Consider the following 16,352-nt stretch of genomic DNA (forward strand, 5'->3'; position numbering starts at 1 on the left):
CCTCACCCCAACCCCCGCTCCGCGCCCCGGCCGGCGTTTGCGACGCGGGCGCTCCAAGGCACGCGCGCCAGTGGCGCGCAAACAGTGCCTTCTCGAACCCTGGGGAGAGGGGCGCTGTTCAACACCGTGACCAACCTGCCAAGGTGGCGCAAAATTTCCTGGTTACTTTTTGCAGACCATTGATTTGCGGGCAATACACCGGTCTTGCGGCCAATCATTTTTCCTATCGCGGCTGATGCAGATAGTGATGAATCATCAGCATTTGTGCGAATACCGAACAGGCTGAACGCAAATTTTGCGAGCTGGTCGTACCAGATGCGACCGGACCCGACCGTTGAATGAATGCAGCGACATGCGTGTGTTGCATGGTCTCGCCGATCGGCCATCTTCACCCGGCAGATCCGGGGGGATCCAGCGCTTCCTTCCATCTATGGACATGCCGTGATGACACATTCAATTCGCCGCTTGCGATTTCGCAGTTTGACGCTCGTTCCCTGCCTGCTTGCCAGCGCAGTGGCTTTCGCCCAGCCCGGCCCTGCAACCGCACAACAGCCGGTGTCGTCCCTGGATACCCAGGCCTTCGCAGGCTCCAGCCAGATCTGGCGCAGCTTCGGCAAAGACCTTCCGTTTGCCAGCCCCACCAGCTGGACCACCGCCGGCGGCGGCTACTTGAACCAGCGCTTCGCGCCGGGCGAGTGGAAGATCAACCGCACCACCGTCAAGGGCCTCGTCCCGGCGTGGACCCTGACCACTACCGGCGACATCTCGGCCACGCCGAGCGTGGAAGGTGGCACGTTGTACGTGCCCGACTGGGGCGGCACGCTGTATAGCGTCGACACCCAGACCGGCAAGCCGAACTGGCAGGCCAAGCTGTCCGACTACACCGGCAATGCCAACTCGGTGACGCGCAACACTCCGGCCATCAGCGCCAACAGCATCATCGTCGGCGACCAGGCCGCCGGTACCGTGCTGGCCATCGACAAGAAGACCGGCAAGCTGCTGTGGAAGACCACCGCCGAAGCCAACCCGCAGGCGCGCATCACCTCCTCGCCGGTGATCTACGGCAACCGCATTTACGTGGGCATTTCCTCCGGCGACTGGGGCAACCTGGATTCGACCCACACCTTTAGTTTCCGCGGCAGCGTGGTGGCCCTGGATCTGAGTACCGGCAAGAAGGTGTGGCAGTTCTACAACGTGCCCGAGGGGTATACCGGCGCATCGGTGTGGGGCCAGGTGGCGATCGATCCGATCAGCCGCCGCCTGTATTTCGGCACCGGCAACAACTACAACATTCCCGCCAGCGTGGGTAACTGCGTCTCCAACGCGCGCTCCTACCGCGGCAGCGAACTCACCGTGCAGGACGAACTGGCGTGCATGGCCCCGGACAACTACGTCGACTCGGTGGTCTCGTTGAATCTGGACACCGGCAAGCTGGTCTGGGCCGACCGTGCACAAGGCTACGACGCCTGGAACCTGTCGTGCATCGTGGCGCCCACCAATGGCCTGTGCCCGAACACCCAGGCAACCAACCTGACCGGTCCTGATTACGACTTCGGCGGTGCCGGCGTGCAGCTGTTCACCGTGTGGCGCGATGGCAAGGCGCAGCAACTGGTCGGCGCAGGGCAGAAGAGCGGCATCTATTGGGCCTTCGACGCCAAGACCGGTGCCAAGGTGTGGTCGACCCAGGTCGGCCCCGGCGGCACCACCGGCGGCGTCGAGTGGGGCACTGCGTTCGACCCGTACAAGTCGCAGGTCTATGTGGCCATCAACAACAGCACCAACGCCACCTATACGCTGGGACCGGCGAACACCCAGAGCCACAATGGCGGCTCGTGGGCCGCGCTGGATGCCGCCACCGGCAAGATCAAGTGGCAGGTCAAGGTGCCCGGCATCAACCGCGTGAATCCGACCGTGCCGGCCGGTGGCCAGGGCTCGCTGACGGTGTCGCCGAACCTGCTCTACGCCGGGTCGATGGCCGGCAACATGGTCGCCCTGGATGCCGACACCGGCGCCACGCTGTGGAATCACGACGCCACCGGCTCGGTGATCAGCTCGCCGGCCATCGTGGACGGTGCGCTGTACTGGGGCGCCGGCTACGGCCGCTTCAACTTCGGCACGGCGGCGACGGCCAACCAGCTGACCAAGTTCGTGCCGGAGGCCAGCCCGGCCAAGTAAGCCTCAACCCGGGTGATCTGCGTCGAACGACGCGCAGTCACCGCAGGACAACGACGCCACCTTCCGGTGGCGTCGTTGTGTGTCACGCCGCTACAGCCGCGTGACCTGGCACAAGCGGATCTGCCCCGCTTCCAGTCCGTGCGCCTCGGCCGCGCGGCGGCGCAACGCGGTGACCAGTCCGGCGGCATCCAGCACGCCATCGGCGGGCACCTCCACGCTGTGGGCCAGCTGCCCCCACAGCACCGGCCGACCGTCGCAATAACCCTCGTAGTCGGCGAAGTAATGCAACTGGCGCAGCTCAGGTACCGACGTGGACATCGCCCTGGATCTCCGTGCAGCCCAGATGTTCCAACGCGATCTCCAGCCCGAGCAGATAGCTCTGCGCGCAGTAGCCGCGCACCGTCGCGATGCGTTGCCCGAAACCCTCCGGCAGGCAACGCTCCGGTCGGTCCACGCTATCGTCGTGGGCCTCCACGAACGGATACGGCAACGCGCCCAGCACACGGTGCAGGCGCGCACTGTCCACGCAGCTGCCCGGATCGATCAGCGCGATTTCCATCCGCGCCTGCCCGGCCACCCGCAGGGCATCCAGCAGCTCCTGCTCCGACCCGCAGGCACGCAAGGCCACCGTCTTGCCCGCGTCGCCGGCGCATTGCACGAGCTGCCGAATGACGGCCCGCGGCAACGGCTGCGGACCACGCACCAGCGGCAACGATGCCTCCGGACCACGCACGATCATGATCGACATGGCGGCCTCCTCAGGCAGCGGCGCGCAACGGCGCGTGCAGCGAAGGCAGACAACGCGCGGCTATGCCCAGCGACATCGCATACGCACGCGGCGCGTCGTGCGGCGTGATCACCACCGCCAGCGGCGCGTGCTGCGGATGCAGCCACGGCTCCAGCTCCTGGTCGGCATCGGTATGCAGCTCGATGTAGGGCGTGTGCAGCGCATCCAATGCCGCACGCAATGCCGTCGCATGCACCTGCGCACGCGCGGACGGCGCCAGATCACCCGAATCCAGCAGCACCAGCTCCACCTCGGCGTCGCCACCGGCCGCCTGCAAGCCGGCGATCAAGCCGTCGACATCGGCGCACGCCAGCGTGCGCAACGCACGGCCGGCACACTCGGGCAGCTGCAGCGGCGCCACCCGCGCCGGATCGGCCTGCGGACCTTGCAAAATCAGGATACACATCGTGTTTGGCTCAACGCACCACAGTGCGGGAGTGACAAGGTAGGCCTGCCGGGCATAAAGGGGCTATTTGCGCGCTGGTGCGCAGGCATAAAAAGTGCGTAATGCCTGCGCGATGCCGGTGTACCGCGCCCGGCAACGCGGCACAGCGTGTAGATAAAACTGCAGCGCTCAACCTGGCGATGCCTCACGCATGGCCGAACATCCCTCGATATCCGCATTGCGCCAAGCCCAAACCTGACACATGCGGCGCCACACGCACCACGTGATGCACTGGTGCGCGATTGGCTGTTATTTCTCCCGCCGCCAGTTCACCGAGCCCTTGGTCTCCACCGTGCTGGATTCGGCTTCGATATCGAAGCCGCGGCTGAGCAGGTATTTCAGCGTCAGCACCGAGCCGCTGCCGACCATCGACACGCCGTAGCCGACGTAGAGTTTCGGCGAGAGGTACTTGCCAAAGCCCACCACCGAGCCAACGGTGCTGGATTCGCTCACCCCCGCCTCGTCCAGGCCCAGCTTGGCGCCGATCTGCGAGGCGATCAGGCTGCTGCCGGCCGACAGCGCGGCCGAGGCGGCGCTGACCTGCTGGGTTTCGTCGCTGCTGGCGGTGGACAGGCCGCGGCCGAGCACCAGGTAGGACAGCGCTTCGGATTGCGACATCGCCGGCTCCGACCACACATCGGCACGCGGCGATTCGGCGCGTCCACTGACGTCGATGCCGGCGGTGACATCGCCGACCTTGCGCTCGGCACGCAGGCTCACGCGCGGGTCGGAGACGATGTTGTTGTTCCAGGTCAGCTGGCCGCGGCTGATGGTCAGATCCTGGCCGTAGGCCTTGTAGCGGCCGCGCACGTCCAGCCCGCCGTTGGCGGTCATCTCGCGGCCCGGGCGGGCGCGGATCTGCATCTGCCCGCTCAGCCCGCCCTTCAGGCCGAAGCCGCTCATGTTGACCTTGTCGCCAAGCACGATGGCCAGGTCCATATCCAGTGGCGAGGCCGGCGCTTCTTCCGGGTCCACCGGGTCCAGCACCACCACGTCCTCGGACACCGAGGTGCCGCGATCCAGGCGTTCCAGGTCGATATCGGCTTCGGGCACGGTGACCTTGCCGCGCAGTTGCATGGTGTTGTCGGTGATGCCGAACTGCATGTCCGGATTGGCGATGATGCGCAACTCGCTGGTGTTGTAGGCCAGCACGTTCTGGCCGCGGATATTCAGCAGCAACGGCGTGCTAGTGCCGAACCACGACAGCCCGCCATCGATGTTGAGCGTGCCTTCGCCGGACTTGGCCGATGCGGTGATCTTGGCCGAGCCATCCGGCAGTGCGTCGAAGCGTCCCTTGCCCTCGCTCAGGGTCAGGCCCATCGACGGATATTCGGCGGTGAAGTTGCTCAAGGTGGCATCGCCGCCCAGCAGCGGTTTGTCGCGGGTGCCGCGCAGGCTCACATGGCCTTCGACCAGGCCCTTGGGCTGCACCACATCGGCCACCACCAGCTCCAGCCAGTACAGTCGCGACATATTGAGATACAGCTCGCCGTTGAGCGGGGCGTAGGCATCCCAGCCGGTGTTGAACTTGGCATCGACAAAGCCGGCGCCCTGGAAGCCGATACCGAGCTTGGCCTGGATCTGCTGCGGGGTGAAATCGGCCTGCACGCTGAACTGGTCGTAGCGCAGCAATTCGCCGCGGTTGGGATTGCCGGCCACCGCCGCGTAGCGGGTTTCGCCCAGGCGAATGCCGCCTTCGGGCGAGGCGATGCGGAACGAGCCTTCCCAGGCATTGCCGCGCGGCTTGAAGCTGCCATCGAGCGCCAGCTCGCCGCGCAGATAGATCTGCCGCCCCTCCTGCTTGGGCAGCCACGGCTGCACCAGCGACAGCGGCAGTGCATCGCCGTGCACCACCATGCCCTCGCGCGGCCAGTTGGCGCTGGCGCACAGCGCACCGCCGGTGGCTGCGCCCAGGCAGGTATCCGACAGCGTGAATGCCGCACCGTCGGTGCTGAACTGCGCCGGCTGGCGCAACGCCCAGGCATCGCCCTTGGCCGGTGCGATCCGCAGCGTGGCGACCTGGCCTTGCCAGCGCTCGCCATTGCGACGGACATCGCCCTGCAGCGCGAGGTTGGCCATGCTGTTGGCGATCTCGGCATCCAGGCGCAGCGCTTCCACTGCACCGCGTGCCTGCACGCGCACGCTGTCCAGCACCACGCCGGCTTCGATCGCCGTGCCCTGCAGGGCCAGTTGCCCGTCGCTGCCGCGCCACGGCAGGCGTCCACGCAGGCTGATGCTCTGCGCGCTGTAGTCGTTCCAGCGCAGGCCACTGCCGGCGATGTCTGCGGTGATGTCCGGGGCATCGCGCTTGCCGCTGACCTGCAGCTGCCCGCGCACCGTGCCGGTGGCGCCGGGCAGGACATCGTCCAGCTGCAACGGCTGCAGTTGCGCGGCGATATCGAGCTGGTCGCCGACCTTGCCCTTGGCGTTGATGCGGCTATTGCCCAGCGACAGCTGCAATTCGCCTTCGCCCTGTTCGGCACGCAGGGCGAACTTGCCGTTGGCCGACAGCGCGCGCTGACGCAGCTGGCCGCTCAGGGTCGGGATATCCGCCGTGGCTTCGAAGCCCGGCGATACGCCGCCGGCCGGCGCCGGCAGCTGGCGGCCCTTGGAAGCGACCTTGCCGGAGAGATTGCCGTTCCAGCCCGGCGCAAAATAGCCCGGGTCGAACTTGGCCAGCTGGGCGGTGACATCCCATTCCAGCTCCGGGGTCCAGCCCACTTCGCCGGTGAGATCCAGCGAGCCGCCCGGGGTCTTGGCCTGCACCTGCTTGAGCTGGGCGCGCTGATCGTTGCCGCGGCTGTCGAACACCAGCGCGGCCTGCTGCCCGTCGCGCTCCAGCGTGGCGCGGCCGATCGCCGCCCATGCCTTCAGGGTGCCGGCCACGCCCAGACGCGCATCGACTAGTTCCACCGGCACCACCGGCGCATCGGGGGTGGCCGGGTCCGGCGTCGGGGTGAAGCGCAGGCCGCTGGCATTGACCGCGAAGCGGAAGCTCGGATTCTGCGTATCGCGGAAATCGGCAGTGCCACGCAACTGCGCGCGGCCTTCGAAGGTATCGATCACCAACGGCTCGACGGTGATGACCTGGTCCAGCAGGCTGATATGCGAGGGCTGCAAGCTGGCGCTCAACTCGCCCTGCTTGACGCTGCCTTGCAGGTCGGCGTTGCCGCCCTTGCCGGAGGCCTGCAGGTTCAGCGCGATCGGTGTGGCCGGGGCGGCGTACTGCCCGTTGGTGGCCGGCATCAGCAGCGAGGTATCCAGCGCCTCGGTGACGGCCTTGAAGGTCCAGGTCGGATCATCGCGCCCGGTGAACACCAGGCTGGCCTGCAGTGGTGCCGGCGCGCGGCCGGCGATGGCCACTTCCATCTTGTCCAGATCGCCGCGTGCCACCAGCCCCAGGCTGGCCGGGGTGCGCCCACGTGCGGCCGGCAGCACCGCGGTGGCGGTGAGGTCGGCGCGGTAATCGTCGTTGGGCACGTAGTCGCCGTGCAGGCGGAAGTCGCCCATGTCGGTATCGACCACCAGATTGCGCGTGCGCAGTTCGCCGGTGGCCACTTCCAGCCCGCCCTGCACCTTGTGCAGGACGATCATCGGCTGCTGCAGCTGGGTGATGCGCAGGTTCTCCACGTCGATCTTGTCGGCCTGGATCGCCAGCGGCACGTTGATCTGCGGCAGCGACTCGGGCCAGCTCGGCAGCGCGAACGGCTCATCGCTCTTGCCCAGATTCAAGGTGGCATTGCTGACCTGCACGGCATCCAGCTGCAGCTTGCGCCCGAGCAACGGGCGCAGGTCCGGTTCCAGGTACACGCGCTCGGCGGTGAAGTGGATGTCCTGATACCGGAAATCGACATCGCGCAAGGTCAGCGGGCCGGCCACCGGGCCTTCGACCTTGCCGTAGGTGAAGCTGGCACCGACCGGCAGGCGCGCGGTGACCTGGGCCAGCAATACATCGCGCCCGGCCACGGTCTGCAGCAGCCAGTACACCGCGATCAGGGCCAGCAACACCAGCCCCAGCACGGTCAGCCCGGAGCCCACCCAGAACCGGCGGCGGCGGTAGAAACGCGCGCGGCGCGGTGCGGGGGGCGGCGTCGGTGTGCTCACAGGTTGGCCCCGATATCGATATAGAGCTGGAACTGCGAGTCGGGATCGTTCAAGCCATGCGCGATGTCCACGCGCACCGGGCCCACCGGCGAGCGCCAGCGCAGACCGAAGCCGATGCCTGTGTGCCAGTCGGGCGTGTCGTCGAACGCGCTGCCGCTATCGACGAACACCGCGCCGCCCCAGGGGCCGCCCTTGAGGTAATGCTCGTATTCGGCACTGGCGGTGACCACGTTCTTGGCACCGAGCGCGAATTCGTCCGGCTTGGGCGTGCGCGGGCCGACTTCGCGGAAGGCATAGCCGCGGATGCTGTTGGCGCCACCGGCAAAGAAGCGCAGGCTCGGCGGCATCGCCACCAGATCGCTGGTCCAGGTGGTGCCGCCTTCGCCGCGCAGGATCACCCGGCCATTGTCGCCGGCGCCCAGGAACCAGCGCAGCTGGCCATAGAGCTGGCCGAAATTGGTGTCCGAGCCGGCGCCTTCGGCACCGCCGCGGATGAAGGCCTGCCCGGACACGCCGCTGCGCGGGAACAGGCGGTCGTCGACATTGACGTAGTTCACTTGCAACTGCGGATAGATCAGCGTGGAGGTTTCATACACCGCGCCTTCGAAGTCGTCACCGCTGCTGAAACGCCAGCGCTCGCGCAAGGCATTGATCGAAGCGATCGCACTCCAGCGCTCGTTGATCTGGCCGCTGCGGCTGCCGGTGAGTTTGACGTTGCGCAGGTCGATGTATTCGGTCTGCTCGTCATAGAGCCGCGCCGAGGCGGTGTACCAGCCATCCAGCCAGCGGAACGCCGGCACGCGATAGCTGGTGGTCAGGCTCTTTCGGTTTTGCGCGTAATCCAGCTGCGTGTCCATCTTGTGGCCGCGCGAATTGACATAACGCCGCTCCACCCCGCCACGCACACCGGCACCGCTCTCGCTGCCGTAGCTCAGGCCCGAGGTGTACACGGTGCGCTTAGCGCGGGTGAGCTTCACATCCACCGGCACCCGGCCCTGGTCGTCGGCTTCTTCCGGCTTGGGCTGGATATCGATGGTGCTGAAGTAATCGAGCTTGGTCAGCGACTCGCGCAGGCGATCCAGCTTGCCTTCGTGGTAGTAGCTGCCCTCGTCCCAATACACCAGCGGCTCGAACAGGCCGGGGCGGAAGTAGTCGTAGTCAAAGCGCACCTTGCCCATGTCGTAGCGGCGGCCGCTGTCCCAGTTCAGATCGATATCGGCAGCGTGCTCGGCGCGCGTCACCGCGACGCGGCGCTGGGTGAAGTCGGCATCGAAGTAGCCACGCTCGGCCAGCCGGCGGGTGATGCGCACCTTGCTCGCTTCGTACTGCGGATGGCTGAAGACCTGGCCTTCGCGCGGTTCGAACTGCTTGAGATCCTGACCCAGGTAGCGGTCCTGCTCGGCCCAGCCGGTGATGGAGATATGCGACTGCCGCACGCGCACCGGCTCGCCGCGCTCCACGGTGATCACCACCGTCACCTTGTCGCCGCTGCGCGGCGCGGCCAGATCGATGGTCGGCGAGTAGTAGCCGAACGGTTCCAGCGCCTCGCGCGTCTGCCGTTCGGCCTGCGCCAGCAGATACTCCAGTCGCGACTCGCCCTGCTCCTTGCCCACGGCCTCATACAGAGACAGGGAGACCTCGATGTTCTCGATCATCTCGGCGTCGGCGTCGTCGTCCAGGCCCTTGATTTCGATCTTGTCGATGGTGGCCCGGGCAACCGCTTGCAGCGGAACGAGCAGAGTGCACAGCAGGGAGAGAGCAAACGCGACTTTAAGCATCTACAAAGGATACCTAGCCTAGGCGTGAAGGGACAAAAAATCTAAACAATCTCGACTATCCGCAGGCGCAGGGGCTGGTTAGAGTCGAACTGTTGTTAACGTTTCGTTGACAGCGATGCCGCGCGGCCTCCACGGTCGTCGCGCCCCGTTCCATGCCTTTGGAGAGAGAGGTTTCCATGAAGCGCCATTTGTTGGTCAACGCCGTATGCGCCGCCCTGGCCATGCCATCGCTTGCGATGGCCCAGAACCAGGACGCAGTGACTGAATTGAACAAGGTCACCGTGACAGGCTCGTTGATTCCGCGGTCGCAGGTCGAGACAGCCACCCCGGTGTTCTCCATCACCGCCCAGGACATCCAGCGCCGCGGCTTCAAGGACGTCTACGATGTGCTGCGCTCGCAGCCGATGGCCACCGGCTCGGTGCAGGACGGCCAGTTCAGTGGCGGCTTCACCGCCGGCGCCAAGTCGCTGAGCCTGCTCGGCCTGGATCCGGGCTTCACCCTGGTGCTGATCGACGGCCGGCCGATGGCCGATTACCCGCTGCTCTACAACGGCCAGAGCAACTTCGTCGACCTGGCCAGCGTGCCGGTGGGTATGGTCGAACGCATCGACGTGGCGCCCGGCAACCAGTCCTCGATCTATGGCTCCAGCGCCATTGCCGGCGTGGTCAACATCATCCTGAAGAAGCACGTCGAGGGCGTGCAGATGAATTACCGCATGGGCACCTACGACGGCGGTGGCGGCAACAACCAGCGCTTCCAGCTCACCGGCGGCAGCACCCTCGGCAAGGCCGATCTCGTCTGGGGCCTGCAGCTCAACAACCAGGATCCGATCTACGGCTACCAGCGGCGCGATTTCGATTCCACCTCCGACAATCCGGACCCCACGCTGCGCTACGGCTCGCGCATCGCGCTGCACAACACGCCAACCACCTACATCGACCCCGGCGCCGCCAACTGCGATGCACTGGGCCCGCTGTTCAACGGTTCGGTGCAATACGACAACCGCGCCAATCGCGGCAATTTCTGCAGCAGCCGCACCGAGCCCGGTTACGCCAGCATCCTCAACAAGGAACGCAGCGCCAGCGGCTACGCCAACCTGACCTACGCCTTCAACGACAACACCCAGGGCTACGCGACGCTGCTGCTCAATCGCACCAAGGTGGAGGTCAACAGCGGCTCACGCTTCTGGCAGACCTCGTCCGATACCGGCGGCTTGTTCTACAACCAGGACAGCCAGCAACTGGAAGGCTACCAGCGCATCTTCGCGCCCGAAGAGACCGGCAACCTGAACTTCAACAACAATCGCCAGACCGCCGACTCCTACAACATCGCCGCCGGCATCAAGGGCGGGCTGGGCGCCAGCAACTGGACCTACGATGCGTACTACGCACGCGCCGAATACCGCATCGACAGCCGCCAGCAATGGCCGTTGGCCGATCGCATCGAGGATTTCTTCCGCGAGCAGTTCCTGGGCGCCCAGCAAGGCGAGTACTACGGCTACCCGATCTATTCGCCCAACGACGCCGACTTCTATCGCGCATTGACGCCGGCGCAATACCGCAGCTTCAACGACGAGATCCGCACCAAGTCCAGGACCTGGACCCAGAACGTCAACCTGCAGCTCACCAACACCGAGTTGTTCAACCTGCCGGCCGGTGCCGTCGGCGTGGCCGGCGTGCTGCAGGCGGGCAACCAGTACTGGGAAAACCCGACCGATCAACGTGTGATCGCCGGTGACTTCTACCAGCTGACCGGCACCCAGGGCAGCGGCAAGCGCGAGAACTGGGCGGCGGCATTCGAGATGCGCCTGCCGATCCTCTCGACGTTGACGGCCAACCTCTCCGGACGCTTCGACGACTACAAGAACCAGGGCGGCGGTGGCGATTCCAAGTTCACCTACAAGGCTGCGCTGGAATTCCGCCCGATCGATTCGCTGCTGTTCCGCGGCAACTATGCCACCGCGTTCAAGGCACCGGACATGGCGTTTTCCTTCGCTGGCGACAGCGGCTTCTTCCAGGGCGTCAACGATTACTACCGGTGCGCACTCGAAGAGCCCAACGTGCCGATCGCCGACTGCACCTATGCGGGTACCTCGATCGCCGGACGCCGCGCCGGCAATCGGGACCTGCAGTCGATCACGGCAAAGTCCTGGGGCTATGGCGTGGTGTGGTCGCCGAGTGCGCGCTTCAGCGTCAACGCCGATTACTACAACATCAAGATCGACCAGAAAGTCAGCGACCTGAGCACCGACAACCTGCTGCAGACCGAATCGGCCTGCCGCCTCGGCAGCCTGGATATCAGCTCGCCCACCTGCGTGGATGCACTGTCGCGCATCGATCGCACCGCCGCCGATGCACCGGTACCCAATCGCCTGAGCGACATCCGCATCAACCCGATCAATATCTCCAACGAGGAGATCTCCGGCGTGCTCAGCAAGGCGACGTACAACCTGGCGACCGAATCCTGGGGCCTGTTCGTCTTCGACGCGCAATACAACCTCACGCTCAAGCACGAAAGCCAGCAGTTCCCGCAGGATCCGGTACGCGACCTGCTCAGCGAACCATTCTTCTCCTCCGAGTTCCGCAGCATCGTCAATGCCTCAGTGACGTGGCAGAAAGATGCATGGACCACCACGTTGTTCGGTCAACGCAATGGCCGCACGCCCAACTTGGTGGCGCAACAAAGCACCGACGGGTATGCGGTGGAAGGCGCACGCAAGGTCGGGGCGTGGACCACGCTCAATGCCACGCTCGACTATGCGCTCAACGACGACATCTCGCTGACCGCAACGGTCAACAATCTGGCCGACACCCGCCCGCCACGCGACCGCACCTACACCAGCTACCCGTACTACAACATCTTCAACTACACCGGCTACGGCCGCTCCTACATGCTGGAGCTGAACTGGCGTTTCGGCGCACACTGACTGATCCGAGGCGGTAGCGTCCAGCGGCAGCCATGGAGCTGCCGCTGGCGTTTTTGGCCAGGCATTAGGGCAAGCGTTTTTGAATCAAGCGCTCGGGGATCGCCGCTACTGCGATTAAGCGAGTTTGGTGTAGCCGAAAGGTGCGCAGCCCAAGCTGGCGACACGCAGGCACTTCGGCTGCGGGCACGCTGCACGCACCGATGCAGCAGCCTCGCGTCGTCGTGCTGGCCGTTGTCAGCGTGCGTCGGCCTGGATCAGGCCGGCATGCAACAAATCCAGCCGCAGCGGCTCCAGCTGCGTGGCGTAGCGCCGCCACTCGTCCACGTTGCGCCCATGCACACCTTCGCGCACCTGCACGCTGCTCAGCGTGGCCGATGCAGCTGCATTGCGGGTGATATCGATCTGACCGGGCTCGATCTCCAGCCCGCAGCGCGCCATCAGCTGCTCAAGGATCGTGGATGGATCACGCACCATCTGCGCATAGTCCACATCGATCACCCGGCCCGGCAATGCCGCGCGCCACTGCGCCATCAACCCGTGATACGCCTGATAGTGACGCGCCAGCGTGTGCAGGTCGTAGCTGTAGGCGTAGGAGTCGCCGAACAACGCGCGGTAATTGGAGAAACACACCGCCATCGGCTCGCGCACCAGATGCACGATCACTGCACCCGGCAAGGCACGTGCGATCGGGCCGATCGCCACCGCGTTGGCCGGTAGCTTGTCGATATACCAATGTGCCGATCCTGCGCGCCATTGCGTCTGTTCCAGGTAACGCGCGCCGACCTGCGCATAGTCCAGCGTCGGCAGCGCCTGCAGCACACGCGCATCCAGCAGGCTGCGGCCGGCCTGGTCGGCGCCCCAACGCAGTTGATGGCCAACGTCGTTCAACTCGCCAGCCGACACGATCTGGGAATGATTGCCCAGCATCCGCTCCAGCACCGTGGTGCCCGAGCGCGGCAAGCCGAGCACGAAGATCGGCTGCGGGCCGTGCGCGGCCGGGGCTTGCTGCCCAGCGAACACGCCTTGCTGGGCCAGTGCTCCCAGCTGCGTATAGAGCGCAGCTTCTGCATCGGCGTCGTGGCGCAGGCGCGCATGCATCACCGCATTGCCATGCTGCAGCGCGTCCCAGGCAGCCCCGGTCTGGCCGAGGTCTTCCAGTTCCTTGTACAGCGCGAACGCCAGGCCGGCGCGATCTTCGCTGTCGGGCTTGGCACGTTGCAGTTGCTCACGCAGTTGCTCGACATGGTTGCTGCTGGTGGTCTGACGGCGCAGGCGCGCACGCGTCAACGCCGCGCGGCCATAGCCGGGCTTTTGCGCCAGCGCATGCTCCAGCGCCTGCGCCGCTTCATCGAGGCGACCATTGAATTGCAGCTGCACCGCAAGAAAGAAACGGAAATCCGCGCCATCGAATCCGCAGGCCTGCGCGCGCCGCATCATCGCCAGCGCGTCGCCATGTTCGCCCAGCGATTGATGCACATGCGCGAGCAAGGCCAGGGTCGGGCCATCGTTGCATTGCATCACCGACGGATGCCGCAGCAAGGCATGCAGTACGCGATGCTCGCCGACACGCAGCAAGGCTTGCGCCACGCGGCAACGCATCGCCACGTCGTCACCCAGATCGCCTGCGGCCAGCCGCAACTGCGCCACCGCCTCGCGCATCCTGCCGTTGGCCAGCACGGTGCCGGCCAGCAGCACGCGGGCCGACACGTGCGTGGGCTCCACCTCCAGCAATGCCTGCAGCGCAGACGCGGCCACACCCAGGTCGCGACGTGCCAACGCGGCCTGCGCGGTCTGCCAGTGCACCGCGCCGGCGGACGCGGCCATCAGCTGGACAGATGCTCGATGGCGGCGACGCTGCCGAGGCGGTCGCCGAGCTTCTTCAGCAGGGCCAGGCGGTTGGCGCGCAGTTGCGGGTCTTCGGCGTTGACCATGACGCCGTCGAAGAACGCGTCCACCTGTGGGCGCAACCGCGCCAGGCGTGCGAGCACGGCGACGTAGTCGTGCCGGTGCAGCGCATCACCGGTATCGCCGATGGCCGCTTCCACCGCTTCGGCCAGGGCTTCTTCGGCCGGCTCGCGCAGCAGGCTGGGGTCGATATCGCCGGGAATCTCGCCCTCGACCTTGCGCAGGATATTGCGGATGCGCTTGTTGGCCGCGGCCAGGGCTTCGGCTTCGGGCAGCGTGGCGAAGATGCCGATCGCCTCGATGCGGCGGTCGAAGTCGTAGAGGGAACCGTGGGTCGCGCCCAGGTGCGCTCCTACGCTGGCCGATGCAGGAGCGCCCTCGGGCGCGACCGAGAACAGTGCGGCGACCGCATTGAAGTGGGTGGCAGCGACGCCCTTGTCTGCGTAGTAACCACGTAGGCGGTCCAGGATGAAGTCGAAGAGCTCAGCGCTTTTTGGCGCAAGATCAGGGATTGTGAATCGACGGGCTTGGATTTTTGAATTTTCTTCAGGGAGTTCTTCTGTCGTGATACCGCTATCGCCGAGGTGCGACTTGATGGCTTTAGTCTCGAAAGGCGAGCTATTGATCAACGCGTTGTACGCCGAATTCAAGGCTCTCGTTAGCAACTCGCGTAGATCCAGCTCAAACCCACTCTCGATCACCGTCCGCGCCAGCCCCAAGGCGTTGCGCCGCAGCGCAAACGGATCCTTGTTGCCGGTCGGTTTCAAACCAGCCGCAAAACCACCGGCCAGGGTATCCAAACGTTCGGCAATCGCCAGCACCTTGCCCAGTGGCGACAGTGCGATGTCGTCGCCGGCAAAACGCGGCTGGTAGGCCTCGTCGATCGCCAGCGCAATCTCGCCGGGCTCGCCGGCGGCCTTGGCGTAATGACGCCCGGCAATGCCCTGCAGCTCCGGGAATTCGTTGACCATGCGCGACTGCAGGTCGTTCTTGGCCAGCTCCGCGGCGCGGCGCGCCTGCACCGGGTCGGCACCGACCTGCGGCGCGATCGCCTCGGCCAGCGCCGCCACGCGCGCGACCTTGTCGGCCACCGTGCCCAGCTTGGCCTGGTAGGTCACGCTGGCCAGACCGGCGCCCATCGCCTCCAGCCCCTGCTTGAGGTCTTCGTCGAAGAAGAACTTGGCATCGGCAAACCGTGGACGGATCACCCGCTCGTAGCCCTTGGCGACTTCAGCCACGTCCTTGGAGACGATATTGGCGATGCCGATGAACTGCTCGGTCAACCTGCCGCCATCGTCCAGCACCGGGAAGAATTTCTGGTTGACCTCCATGGTTTCGATCAGCGCTTCCTGCGGCACCGCCAGGAAGTCGCGCTCGAAACTGCACAGCACCGCCGATGGCCATTCGACCAGGTTGACCACCTGTTCCAGGTTGTCGTCGCTGATGCGCGCGCTGCCGCCGGCCTGCCTGGCGGCAGCTTCGACTTCCTCGACGATGCGTGCGCGGCGTGCGTCGGCATCCACCAGCACATGCGCCGCGCGCAGGGCCTCGATGTAATCGCCCGGCGCCGCCAGCGACACCTCGCCCTGATGCATGAAGCGATGCCCGCGGGTGAGGCGATCGCCACGCACGCCCAGCAGCTCGGCCGGAATCACCGCATCGCCGAACAGCAGCACCAGCCACTGCACCGGCCGCGCGAAGGCGTATTCGTGCGCGCCCCAGCGCATCGGCTTGGGGATCGGCATCGCGGCGATCGCCTCGCGCAGGATGTCGGGCAGCAGGTCGGCGGTGCGCGCGCCCGGCGTCACCGCGCGGTGCACGAAGCGCTCGCCCTTGGCATCGCTGGTGCGCTCCAGCGCGGTCCAGTCGATGCCGGCCTTGGCGGCGAAACCGGCCAGCGCCTTGGTCGGCTTGCCCTCGGCATCCAGCGCGATGTTGAGATACGGGCCCAGCACTTCGGAGCGCTGCTCGGGCTGCTCGGTGGCCACGCCCGGCAGCAGCACCGCCAGGCGGCGCGGCGTGGACAGCGGCTTGGCATCGCCACGGGTGACGGCGACGCCGCGCTTTTCCAGACCGGCCAGCACGCCATCGAAGAAGGCCTGCGCCAGACCCGGCAGCGCCTTGACCGGCAGCTCTTCGGTGCCCAGTTCGATCAGCAGGGGAAGTTGTTCGCTCATGTCAGGTGAACCTTGGCTTATGTCCCTTCTGCCATCAACGGACGAAGGTGACTG

At 65.9% G+C, this 16,352-nt stretch carries 9 protein-coding genes; 2 read left to right on the forward strand and 7 right to left on the reverse strand.

What is annotated here, in order from left to right; translation table 11 throughout:
• Positions 1 to 444 precede the first annotated feature (444 nt).
• Entirely contained in the window at positions 445 to 2,175 is a 1,731-nt protein-coding gene (locus EO170_RS05860) for a PQQ-binding-like beta-propeller repeat protein (protein ID WP_164740924.1), read from the forward strand.
• A 90-nt stretch (positions 2,176 to 2,265) separates the two neighbouring features.
• Here the strand turns inward: EO170_RS05860 and EO170_RS05865 are convergent, their stop codons facing one another.
• The 5 genes from EO170_RS05865 to EO170_RS05885 all read right to left on the reverse strand — a co-directional run bounded on the left by EO170_RS05865 (position 2,266) and on the right by EO170_RS05885 (position 9,289).
• Positions 2,266 to 2,493: a hypothetical protein gene (locus EO170_RS05865; protein ID WP_164739708.1), complete on the reverse strand. Its 228-nt coding sequence runs from the start codon at positions 2,491 to 2,493 to the stop codon at positions 2,266 to 2,268.
• Entirely contained in the window at positions 2,474 to 2,923 is a 450-nt protein-coding gene (locus EO170_RS05870) for a 3-dehydroquinate dehydratase (protein WP_161960178.1), read from the reverse strand. The genes EO170_RS05865 and EO170_RS05870 overlap by 20 nt, the downstream gene beginning before the upstream one ends.
• Before the next feature lie 10 nt (positions 2,924 to 2,933).
• A complete protein-coding gene (locus EO170_RS05875; protein ID WP_126943256.1) occupies positions 2,934 to 3,368 on the reverse strand; it encodes a hypothetical protein in 435 nt (144 codons plus the stop codon).
• Positions 3,369 to 3,656: 288 nt separating this feature from the next.
• Positions 3,657 to 7,511 (reverse strand): translocation/assembly module TamB domain-containing protein, encoded by a 3,855-nt coding sequence (locus EO170_RS05880; protein ID WP_126943259.1) that lies wholly within the window; start codon positions 7,509 to 7,511, stop codon positions 3,657 to 3,659.
• The gene (locus tag EO170_RS05885; protein ID WP_104584372.1) at positions 7,508 to 9,289 is read right to left on the reverse strand and encodes an autotransporter assembly complex family protein; all 1,782 of its coding nucleotides are present in this window, start codon (positions 9,287 to 9,289) and stop codon (positions 7,508 to 7,510) included. Before EO170_RS05885 ends, EO170_RS05880 begins: the two co-directional genes overlap by 4 nt.
• Before the next feature lie 236 nt (positions 9,290 to 9,525).
• Here EO170_RS05885 and EO170_RS05890 point away from each other — a divergent pair, with 236 nt between their 5' ends.
• Entirely contained in the window at positions 9,526 to 12,216 is a 2,691-nt protein-coding gene (locus tag EO170_RS05890; RefSeq protein ID WP_206513983.1) for a TonB-dependent receptor, read from the forward strand.
• A 234-nt stretch (positions 12,217 to 12,450) separates the two neighbouring features.
• Here EO170_RS05890 and EO170_RS05895 read toward each other — a convergent pair whose 3' ends face one another.
• Both EO170_RS05895 and glyS read right to left on the reverse strand, forming a co-directional pair.
• On the reverse strand, positions 12,451 to 14,040 hold the full coding sequence (locus EO170_RS05895) for a sulfotransferase (protein WP_126943265.1): 1,590 nt from the start codon (positions 14,038 to 14,040) through the stop codon (positions 12,451 to 12,453).
• Positions 14,040 to 16,298, reverse strand: coding sequence for a glycine--tRNA ligase subunit beta (glyS, locus tag EO170_RS05900; protein ID WP_126943267.1), 2,259 nt, complete (start codon positions 16,296 to 16,298; stop codon positions 14,040 to 14,042). Before glyS ends, EO170_RS05895 begins: the two co-directional genes overlap by 1 nt.
• Positions 16,299 to 16,352 lie beyond the last annotated feature (54 nt).

It is taken from the genome of Xanthomonas sp. BRIP62409 (assembly GCF_003992965.1).
Classification (GTDB): Bacteria; Pseudomonadota; Gammaproteobacteria; order Xanthomonadales; family Xanthomonadaceae; genus Xanthomonas; species Xanthomonas euroxanthea.

Excerpts from the sequence above, each read along its gene's own strand:
- EO170_RS05865 (WP_164739708.1), bottom strand. The coding sequence starts at position 2,493 with ATGTCCACGTCGGTACCTGAGCTGCGCCAGTTGCATTACTTCGCCGAC.
- EO170_RS05875 (WP_126943256.1), bottom strand. The coding sequence starts at position 3,368 with ATGTGTATCCTGATTTTGCAAGGTCCGCAGGCCGATCCGGCGCGGGTG.
- EO170_RS05860 (WP_164740924.1), top strand. The coding sequence starts at position 445 with ATGACACATTCAATTCGCCGCTTGCGATTTCGCAGTTTGACGCTCGTT.
- EO170_RS05870 (WP_161960178.1), bottom strand. The coding sequence starts at position 2,923 with ATGTCGATCATGATCGTGCGTGGTCCGGAGGCATCGTTGCCGCTGGTG.
- EO170_RS05885 (WP_104584372.1), bottom strand. The coding sequence starts at position 9,289 with ATGCTTAAAGTCGCGTTTGCTCTCTCCCTGCTGTGCACTCTGCTCGTT.
- EO170_RS05895 (WP_126943265.1), bottom strand. The coding sequence starts at position 14,040 with ATGGCCGCGTCCGCCGGCGCGGTGCACTGGCAGACCGCGCAGGCCGCG.
- glyS (WP_126943267.1), bottom strand. The coding sequence starts at position 16,298 with ATGAGCGAACAACTTCCCCTGCTGATCGAACTGGGCACCGAAGAGCTG.
- EO170_RS05890 (WP_206513983.1), top strand. The coding sequence starts at position 9,526 with ATGGCCCAGAACCAGGACGCAGTGACTGAATTGAACAAGGTCACCGTG.